The sequence below is a fragment of the Coleofasciculus sp. C1-SOL-03 genome (assembly GCF_040220555.1).
In the GTDB taxonomy this organism is placed as follows: Bacteria; Cyanobacteriota; Cyanobacteriia; order Cyanobacteriales; family Coleofasciculaceae; genus Coleofasciculus.
The window spans coordinates 1-9,405 of the sequence record NZ_JAVJUO010000103.1 but is presented as its reverse complement, the minus strand read 5'-3'; the positions used below and the strand labels follow the sequence as shown (position 1 = coordinate 9,405).

General features: G+C 48.4%; 6 protein-coding genes and 1 CRISPR repeat array. Of the genes, 2 read left to right on the top strand and 4 right to left on the bottom strand.

The features are described from left to right. Positions 1 to 184 precede the first annotated feature (184 nt). Entirely contained in the window at positions 185 to 2,167 is a 1,983-nt protein-coding gene (locus RIE73_RS16905) for a protein kinase domain-containing protein (protein ID WP_446402286.1), read from the bottom strand. Positions 2,168 to 2,822: 655 nt separating this feature from the next. On the opposite strand from RIE73_RS16905, the gene RIE73_RS16900 reads away from it, so the two are divergent. After that, positions 2,823 to 3,815, top strand: a complete 993-nt coding sequence (locus RIE73_RS16900; RefSeq protein ID WP_446402285.1) for a ribose-phosphate pyrophosphokinase — start codon at positions 2,823 to 2,825, stop codon at positions 3,813 to 3,815. A gap of 181 nt (positions 3,816 to 3,996) precedes the next feature. On the opposite strand, the gene crn3 (RIE73_RS16895) is transcribed toward RIE73_RS16900, so the two are convergent. After that, positions 3,997 to 4,896, bottom strand: a complete 900-nt coding sequence (gene crn3, locus RIE73_RS16895; RefSeq protein ID WP_446402284.1) for a CRISPR-associated ring nuclease Crn3/Csx3 — start codon at positions 4,894 to 4,896, stop codon at positions 3,997 to 3,999. Between the two features lie 291 nt (positions 4,897 to 5,187). Beyond that, on the bottom strand, positions 5,188 to 5,514 hold the full coding sequence (crn3, locus tag RIE73_RS16890; protein ID WP_446402283.1) for a CRISPR-associated ring nuclease Crn3/Csx3: 327 nt from the start codon (positions 5,512 to 5,514) through the stop codon (positions 5,188 to 5,190). 88 nt (positions 5,515 to 5,602) lie between these two features. Here crn3 (RIE73_RS16890) and RIE73_RS16885 point away from each other — a divergent pair, with 88 nt between their 5' ends. After that, complete coding sequence (locus tag RIE73_RS16885; RefSeq protein ID WP_446402282.1) at positions 5,603 to 6,931, top strand: TIGR03985 family CRISPR-associated protein; 1,329 nt, start codon at positions 5,603 to 5,605, stop codon at positions 6,929 to 6,931. 240 nt (positions 6,932 to 7,171) lie between these two features. Here RIE73_RS16885 and RIE73_RS16880 read toward each other — a convergent pair whose 3' ends face one another. Next, positions 7,172 to 8,002: a CRISPR-associated protein gene (locus tag RIE73_RS16880; RefSeq protein ID WP_446402281.1), complete on the bottom strand. Its 831-nt coding sequence runs from the start codon at positions 8,000 to 8,002 to the stop codon at positions 7,172 to 7,174. Positions 8,003 to 8,155: 153 nt separating this feature from the next. After that, a CRISPR array of direct repeats spans positions 8,156 to 8,987; the repeat unit is 36 nt; unit sequence GTTTCCATCCCCTGACGGGGAAGAGGTAAGTGTAAC. Positions 8,988 to 9,405 lie beyond the last annotated feature (418 nt).

The window sequence follows — 9,405 nt, the reverse complement described above, 5'->3', positions numbered from 1 at the left end:
TTGATGTCTCGCCTTTCGTTGATAGTTCCGACAGTGCCAAAAACTAGCGTTCATTCTTGGGTGTCATGACCAAAAAAGCGTAGCCAACCTTGCCAGATGGTAGGTTACTCTTTTTTACGGCTGAGTCTGCACGCTCACCCCGCCTACCCAAAATGCTTAGTTTTGGGTAGGTATGGGTAGACATTTACGAGCGGTTAGTTAGACTGACACCCAAAGTGAAAGTGGTTGGTCTTTGGGCAATTACATCAATGATATAGTTGCCCCCTTGAGGCAATTGTGCCTGCCAAAAGTTGATGTTTGAGGCATCTTCAATTAACTGACCATTAGGATTGCGGATATTTAAGGTGACATCACCTTGAATCACTTCTACCGCTAGTTGCTGATCGGATTCTACATTGACACGATACCGTTTTATCCGTTGGGGTCTGGTTTGACCTTGAAACTGAATTGCCTGTTCTCCTTCAGGAATGATCAGCCGTTCGGTTTCGTAAGTGGGAGAGGGAGAGGGGGATGGAGATGGGGATGGGGATGGAGATGGAGATGGAGATGGGGATGGAGATGGAGATGGAGACGGAGATGGACTTTCCGTTGGCGAAGGTGTGGGTTCGGGAGCTTCCGTTAAGTCTAAATTGAGTTGGTACTCAGTTTCTGGAAGTTCCGGAATTAAACTTAATTGAATCGTGTATTCTCCGGTATAGGGAAGTTGACCGCGCCATTGCTGCACCCGTGTCGCGCGATCGCCTACGGGTTGCTCGTCGGGTCCAAGGACAGTCATATATACCCCTTCTGTGGGAATAAACGCCTCCAACGTCTGGTCTTGTTCCGCCTGAATCTGGTATTTAACAATAGTATTCGGCTGTAATGAGCTTTCGATAGACAGTTCTCTACCGGGAGACAGCGCCAGAGTCCGACTAGAGACTCGGGGTTCGGTGGGAGTGGGTGAAGGGGAGGGAGATTCAGTTTCGGTGGGCAAAGGAGAGGGAGACTCCACAATGGTTTCTGGGGGAGTTGGTTCCTGTCTTAGTCGATTAGCAATTGCCCAAGAACCCACCCCGGCAATTATGGCTAATACAGCACCAATTGCCACAACCATCCCAGGCTTTTCCCAAATCGAGTCGTTACTGGGTTCAGGAATCACAGGTTCGGATTGCGCGGCTGGTCTCGCGGGTGGTGTCTGCGGTTCCGGACGTCGTCCTACGGCTACCGTTGCCATACCGGAAACGTTGGCGTCTGGTTGTGGCGTAGAGGCGGCTGGAGGGGGTGGAGATTGCAGCGCTTGGAGTACATCGGTTGCAGATGGATAGCGATCGCCTGGTCTGTAACTTAGCATCCGGTTCAGAATCCGGGCAAATTCATCACTCACTGTCACCCATCGTTGCCAGTTCCAGGTTAACTGGGTATTATCCAGTAACTCCCTGGGTTCTTTGCCTGTCAGTAGCACCACGCCAGTAACCGCGAGGGAGAAAAGGTCACTACTGGGATAGGATTTTCCAGTTTGAATTTGTTCGCTGGGAGCATAACCCAGTTTGCCAACCGTTGTGGCTGGGGTTGCCATATCCGGCGATTGTAAACGGGTAGCGAGTTCCTTGACCACACCAAAGTCAATTAATACTGGGAGTTGGTCGCCTTGGCGCAGAATAATATTATCGGGAGTAATATCGCGGTGGATGATCCCCTTACTGTGAATATGTTCTAATACGGGCAATAATTGCTGGAGTAGCTGTTTAACTTCGGCTTCGGAGAAGACGGGGTTCCCCATGGGTGTATTTTGAGGCGGTGTGGGAATCCCTACGGCTTCCGTTCCGGGTGTGGGATTGCCAGCTAGCTGTTCTAGGCGCTCATTGAGTAACTCGCGATAGGTTTTCCCCTCAACGTAGTCTTGTGCCAAGAACAACCGCCCATCCTGCTCAAACGTGGCTCGAAATTGCGGGACTTGCGGGTGTTTAATTTGATAGAGGGTGGTTGCCTCCCGTTGGAACAGTTCTTTGGATTTCTCCAAGGTATAGGCTTCAGTCTGAGGCGGAATCAATTCTTTGAGTACACAAAGTTCTTTAAACCGATTCAGGTCTTCCGCCAGGTAAGTGCGACCGAATCCCCCTTGACCCAGAACCCGGATCAAGTGGTAACGGGCTTGCAGAATAGTTCCAGAGGCGATCGGTTGTTCCATGAGCTTGTGAATTGGAGGTTAGGGGAAAACAGGAAGGATGGTCTACCCGTCTAAATTTTATGAGAAGACGGTCACTTCCTGGCATTTATTACATTTATTTTATCTGTGGCTGTTGAGGAAACCCTCACTTAGCTAGAGTGGGTGGACACAATTCAAGTTAACGATGGAGAACTCGCTCCCGAAAAGAAGCAAGCTACGTTTATGTAAGGGTTTGATATTCAGCAGCCCCTACTTAACAGGGCTTGGCTCCTACTCAATCTGAAGGAACTCAGCCATGTTTACATTTCTTAACCTTTTTAGGCGAAAATTATATCCAAGTATCTCGTTGAGTTGGTTTGTTCCGCCTCTGGCTTGGGACTGATTTATTGCCTTTTGACTCCCGACTTCCTTTAAAAAAAATAATTATTTAGCCTGTTTGATATGATTTTGATTAATAATTGGATAGTTCAATCAATTCGATGGGAAAACTATTGTCTCAATTGGATAGAATAACTAACTTGGGTGTCATCTCCGCACGGCAAAACTAAAACCAGTGGTATCTTTGAGCTGGGGGCAAGACTTACGATCGCCCGATTTGTCAATTTATGAGAAATACTAGAACCATAGACAACAGCAAATGTTAAGATTGCCTTGAAATGAGCTTCGAGGGTCTGCTGTGAGCCGTTCTGCAACGTTAACGCTTCAGCCTACGCTGCCGCTAATCGCGGATAATAATCGTCTCCGACTGTTTTCTGGGTCTGCTAATGTTCCACTAGCACAAGAAGTTGCTCGCTATTTGGGCATGGACATCGGACCAATGGTTCGCAAACGATTTGCCGATGGCGAGTTATACATCCAAATTCAAGAATCCATTCGTGGGTGCGACGTTTACCTAATTCAGCCGAGTTGCCATCCGGTAAACGATAACCTGATGGAATTGCTGATTATGATTGATGCCTGTCGGCGAGCATCCGCACGGCAGATTACTGCTGTTATTCCATACTACGGTTATGCCAGAGCCGATCGCAAAACCGCCGGACGAGAGTCAATTACGGCTAAGTTAGTGGCAAATTTGATTACCGAGGCGGGCGCAAATCGGGTATTAGCCATGGATTTACACTCTGCCCAAATCCAAGGGTATTTTGATATTCCCTTCGATCATGTCTACGGTTCCCCAGTGATCTTGGACTATCTGGCAAGCAAGCAATTCCCTGATCTGGTGGTTGTGTCCCCCGACGTGGGTGGCGTCGCTAGAGCCAGAGCGTTTGCCAAAAAGCTGGATGATGCGCCCTTAGCCATTATTGACAAGCGACGACAAGCCCATAATGTGGCAGAAGTGATGAATGTGATTGGAGATGTCAAGGGCAAAACGGCTGTTTTAGTCGATGACATGATTGACACGGCGGGGACGATTTCGGCAGGTGCCAAGATTCTGCGTCAAGAGGGAGCCAGACAAGTCTATGCTTGTGCAACTCATGCTGTCTTCTCGCCACCTGCGATTGAACGCCTCTCCAGTGGAATCTTTGAAGAAGTGATTGTCACCAATACGATTCCAGTTGCCCAAGATAATCATTTTGAGCAACTGACTATGCTTTCTGTCGCCAACTTGTTGGGAGAAACCATCTGGCGCATTCATGAAGACAGTTCAGTCAGCAGTATGTTTCGGTGAAACAAGCCAGAGTGCAGGGAGACAAGAAGAGATGTGTTGACGTTTCATGAACCGCGCCTTACTTGGTGAAGACGCAGATTGCCAGAGATAACCTGGCAGTAGAGACGCGCCATGGCGCGTCTCTACATGAATAGGGCATGATATAACGCACCTTTACCCTGAAGTTTTATCTTTTGCCGTTTTATGTTTTACTTAACGCTAAGACTTTCTCAAGTAAAATATCGGGTACAGTAAAGGTTTTTCCCCGTTCCCAAGGTCCGGCAATGATTTCTAAATAGGGCTTTTCCTGCAACACGTCTAACCGCTCATCTAAAACACTGTGAATGACGGCTAAGGGTTTGAGTCCGCCTCGTTTTCTACAAAAATTGTGCCATTCGGGAATATCGTCGGGCTGAGAACTGATAATAATGTAATGGGTGCAACGGTGCAACAGGATGATGTCGTCGGGTTTTGGCTTTCCTCCAAAATCCACTAAAACCAATTCCATGTCTTGACGAATATTGCTCACGGCGTCGCCATGAAAAAGGAAAAAACGGTCGCTTTTTTCTGCCCGATAACGCCGATTTAATTCGTCGGCTAAGGGTCGATTTTTCATCTGAGCATACCAATTTCCTTCGCCATCCCACTGCGCTCGATGTAGGTGAATTTGTTTGTCGGGTACGCTTTGGTTGAGGGTATAGTCTAGGGCATGACAGAGGACGCTTTTGCCGCTATTGGGGGAACCGCCAATTAGGATGGCTGCACATTGGTCGTGATTCATGAGTCTGTAACAATCCCCTGGAACCATGGCAGAATGGCGACTGGCGACGACGACGAATCCACCGAGAAGAATGTTATAGCAACCTAACCAAGGGGCAGATTGACAACGTTTAATCAGGTGACTATAGAGCCAAGTTGGTGCTGAACCCCAGAGGACTATTCCTTGATTGAAGTCTAAGTTTTTGGGCAGTTCGAGATGGCTTAAGGTAGATGGCTGAAGTTCACCACAAATGTCGATTTCTAAACATTGATAATGTTGACCTTGGGGAGAGTGGATTTGGGTAACAAAAAGTTGGAGTTGATGACGAATAGAAGTAACCATGGTAACGTCAAAGAGTGTCGGGTGTAATGCTTCTAAATAAGAACCGCTATAGATTTATCTATGGGGTATTCGCTTCGCTCAAGGGCATATTTTTACTTTTATCTTTTTACCCTTTACTTGGGTCTAGGGTATACTTTTTACTGACTTGATGTGTTATATCATGTCCGCCTGAACAGTCATTATTCCCTTTCGCCTTGCAACCTTCCTCCTTTCCTTGGAGCCTTCTGCCTTCTGCCTTCTGCCCTCTGCCTTGTCTCCACCGATAGTGTAAGTATTCCACCGGACATGATATTAGGGCAGAGTCAGTTTGAGGACTTGACCGACAGCTACTCCTTTGTGATGACTTTCGACAACGACAGCGCCTTCTAAACGGGGGTCGAAACAGCCTACCCAGGCGGTAGCATGACATTTGTGGACGAGGTAGCTATATAACCAGATGGGTCCTCTGCCTTCGATGACGACGCCTTGACTAGACTGGATATTGGCGGGGAGTTCTAATCCTTTTAAGTCCTGTGGCTCGATGATACCATCAGGACTGGTGAGGCGAATTCGCAGGTGTTGGTAGGCGAGTCCGTTCTCGGTTTGATGGGAATAGAGGTCTAATTGAATTGGTGACATTGGTGTTCGTTCAAAACTGTAGGTTCAACCGTTGTTTGAGGTTGTGCTGCTACTTTAACACCCTTATGGAAGAGGTTGTTTCCAACTTATGTTTAACCACCCACCCACTCTAGAACTGCTGCAATGGTTAACACGGGGTTCCCTGAAGCAAAACTTAGCCAGGGCGGTGCGCCTGTGGGTGTGGCTGCGTTTGCTTTATGGTCAGGAGGGGGAACGGTTGGAGTTGCCCGAACCGTTTACTTATGCTAAGTGGCGGGATGTGTTTTTTACGGAGAGTCATCCGAAAGGGGAAAAGGTTCTCTATCATGCGGATTCCCGATGTCCCTGTCGGAAAACGGCAGCAAGTTGGCTATTTGCGGAGGGGACGGGGGTGGAGAAGCCAACGTGGATACGGATGATTGTGCGCCATACGGATTGGCGTCGGGATGCGGTTGAGGATTGGCTGAATCAACCGTTGTTTTCTCTGACTCGGCGTATGTTGGCGGGGGATTTACAAGCCTTGACTCAGTTGGGATGGTTGAGGTATCGAGGGCGACGATATTGGCGGGTGCAGCGGTTTCCTAGTTTCTCGATGGCGACATCGAATCAGGGTTCGGCGGAGGATTATAATTTTTTGCCTCCGGATTTAGGGTTAATGGCTTGGAATCACCGCCAACAGGTGAATGGGGTGCAGCGGTTTTTTCTCCATGTGGATTATGTGGTGCCTCGGAGGTTGTTGGATAAAGTGGAGGATTTGCAGGATCAATTGAAGCAGTTGTGGGCGAAAACGCCGATACCGCCTGTGCTTTTACGGTATAGAAGTGCCAAGTTGGATGGGGAGGTGGATTGTGTGGTTTATCCGGTTTGTATCTATTATGTGCAACGGGCAATTTATTTGTGCGCTTGGGGGCGTGATCCTTATGGGGCGATGAATTGGTGTAATTATCGCTTAGACCGAATTGAGGTGATTGTGCCGTTGGAGTGGCAGGATGGACGGGTTCCGGAGTCGTTAGGACAACGGTATCAGCAGCAGGATTTACCGACTCCGGATTTCATTCAGGCGGAAATGGAGAAGGCGTGGGGGTTTGATTATTATCAACAGCCGTTGTTATTGTTGTTGCGGTTTGATGGGTTGCATAATCGGCGCTATATCCAGGGAACGGTACGCCATGAGACGTTTAAGTTAGTGAGTTATGAGGAGGCGATGAGGTTGGTGAAGCGGGAAGCGCCAGTGATGCATCGGCAGCGGTTGTTGCGGGTGATTCAGTCTCGTCCTCGTGAGGATGCTTATTATCGGGCGATTTATCGGCAGGGTGATCCGAATGTGTTGATGCGGCTTCAGGCTTGGCGTCCGTTTGTTGAGGTGCTTTTGCCTTGGGAGTTGCGGGTTCGGGTGGCGGTGGATGTGCGGAAGGAGGCAAAGTTGTATGAGGATTGAAGGCAGAAGGCAGAGGGCAGAAGGCTTTTTTAAGGCAGAAGGCAGAAGGCAGAGGGCAGAAGGGCAGAGATTGACGGGTCAAGGTTTGGCGCATTTTGCTGTGTCCTAATCGCCTTGGCGACTGCTATAAAAACACACGCCATTTATGGTAAGGGCACGATAATATCGTGCCCCTACAGGTGGCTTGAAGAGTTAACCTCTTTCTCTTTCCCCATACCCGACACCCTACACCCCCATAATTCATGCTTCTTTGATTTTGTAGGAGACGTTGACTTCCATTAGTTGAGAATTATAAATCTGGCTGATGTATTGCAATTGCCTGGACGCTGTGGCACAGGCGAGAATGATTCCGGCTGTCATTCCTTTGGTTGCTCCGGTGTAGTCGGCGATGAGTTCGGATTCTTCTATGCCTTGGTTTTGGGCGTCGGCGTAGATGCCGTTGACGAGGCGGCGGATGTAGTTGGGGTCGTCAATAACGTCGTCTTCAACGAGTAAGTTGAGGTATTGTCCGGGATTGTCGGGGTCTTCGAGTTGATAGTTTCCGTAGTGAAATTCAACGGTTTGGGTGATGCCTTTGTCGGTGAGTTTTTTGATCATGTCTTGGGCGTAGGGTAGGGATTTGTGGGTGCAAATTAACCAGCAGTGTTTTAGGTGGGGAGTTTGACCGTTATTCCAGTGATGGAAGATGGCGACTTCTGCGGGGGAATTGGCTTTGGGACTCATGGCGGCGATGAGTCCGGGTCGGGTGGTGGTTAGGGGGATAACGTTGGTTTGGTCGGGGACTTTTATGCCTAGGAGGGGAATTTTGACCAGTTTTTGTTTTAGCCAGCGGGGGAATTTGGTGACGTATATGACTAACAGAAGTAAGAGGGTGAGACTGGCGACGATTGAGGCTTTGAGTAAGGCAAGGTTGAGTCCGAGTTGGGTGTGTAACCATAAGCCGAAGACTTCCCAGAATAGGGCGGATATGCCATCGGATATTACGGTAAATAATAGGTTGCCGATGAGGAAAAAGGTGAGAAAGTTTTTGGTGGGGTCGGTGATGAGTTGGACTATCGAAGGGCGTTTCATGGGTGGTTTGATGAGTGATGGTTGATGCCTTCGATTTTAGTTGGGTGTGGAAGAGGGGATTTCCAAGTCGGCGGCGGTTTTTGAAGGGAAAGGGTTTTTTTAGGTAGATGGCAAAGATACTGATTTCTCTGAAGGGTTCTCTGATTTTTCAGAGTTTCCGTCCCCTGACGGGGAAGAGAGAAGTGTAACTGGTCAAGTTCTGACTAACGTAGGAGTTGAGAAAGTTGTTTCCATCCCCTGACGGGGAAGAGAGAAGTGTAACTTAGTCAAGCTACGGCGGCTAAAAAAGACTCAATAGTTTCCATCCCCTGACGGGGAAGAGAGAAGTGTAACAATATACCAACTACTATCACCAAAAACCAAGGAAGGTTTCCATCCCCTGACGGGGAAGAGGTAAGTGTAACCCAGGAGTTTGTCCAGACCATAGACGACAAACGTAGAGTTTCCATCCCCTGACGGGGAAGAGGTAAGTGTAACTTGGGTCTGTGAGAATATGGAAGACATACTCTGTCTGTTTCCATCCCCTGACGGGGAAGAGGTAAGTGTAACTCCTGATTCAGATTATCATATTAAACACCCACCAACGTTTCCATCCCCTGACGGGGAAGAGGTAAGTGTAACTACGACTAATTGCGCTGAGGTCGCCAAGCTTTTTGGGTTTCCATCCCCTGACGGGGAAGAGGTAAGTGTAACTCTGCAAGAAATGCAAGCGCAAAAGGAGGAATCGTGGTTTCCATCCCCTGACGGGGAAGAGGTAAGTGTAACCTGGCTGCAAAAGATCTCGCATCTTGCTCTTTGCTTGTTTCCATCCCCTGACGGGGAAGAGGTAAGTGTAACACACGGATACTCAATGCTAAACACATTCAGACAGACCCGTTTCCATCCCCTGACGGGGAAGAGGTAAGTGTAACCCAACGTATGAAGCGACGGTACACGAGCTTTCTGACACGTTTCCATCCCCTGACGGGGAAGAGGTAAGTGTAACCCCTCAATTTGAAACCCTTACCCTGTATGGGTTCTACAAGCCATTACCGAAGCTCACCAATTTTGACCTATTCAACGGGGTAAAATTTCCTGAAAAAACGGCTGAAAGCTTTACCAGATAAGGCGGCGAAGCTCACCACGAAAGAATCAGGGTTTCAGCCATTTTGCTTGAGCGTCGCTTTTTTGCCCTGATTGTTGGACATTAGCTATCTCTACTCATTTTATGAAGTTTTCAAGGTACTGTTTCCTACCAATACAAGGGAATCCTATATCCTGATTCAACGTGTTCGCGGGAGTCCTCGGAACCTCAACTCTCGTAAGCCGAGGAGGGACAGCGGGACGCCGGAAGAATGGAGGCGTCCAATCCCTTCCCTTTAAGCCGAGCATAATTTGCATGAGCGCTTGAGTAATTTAACTTT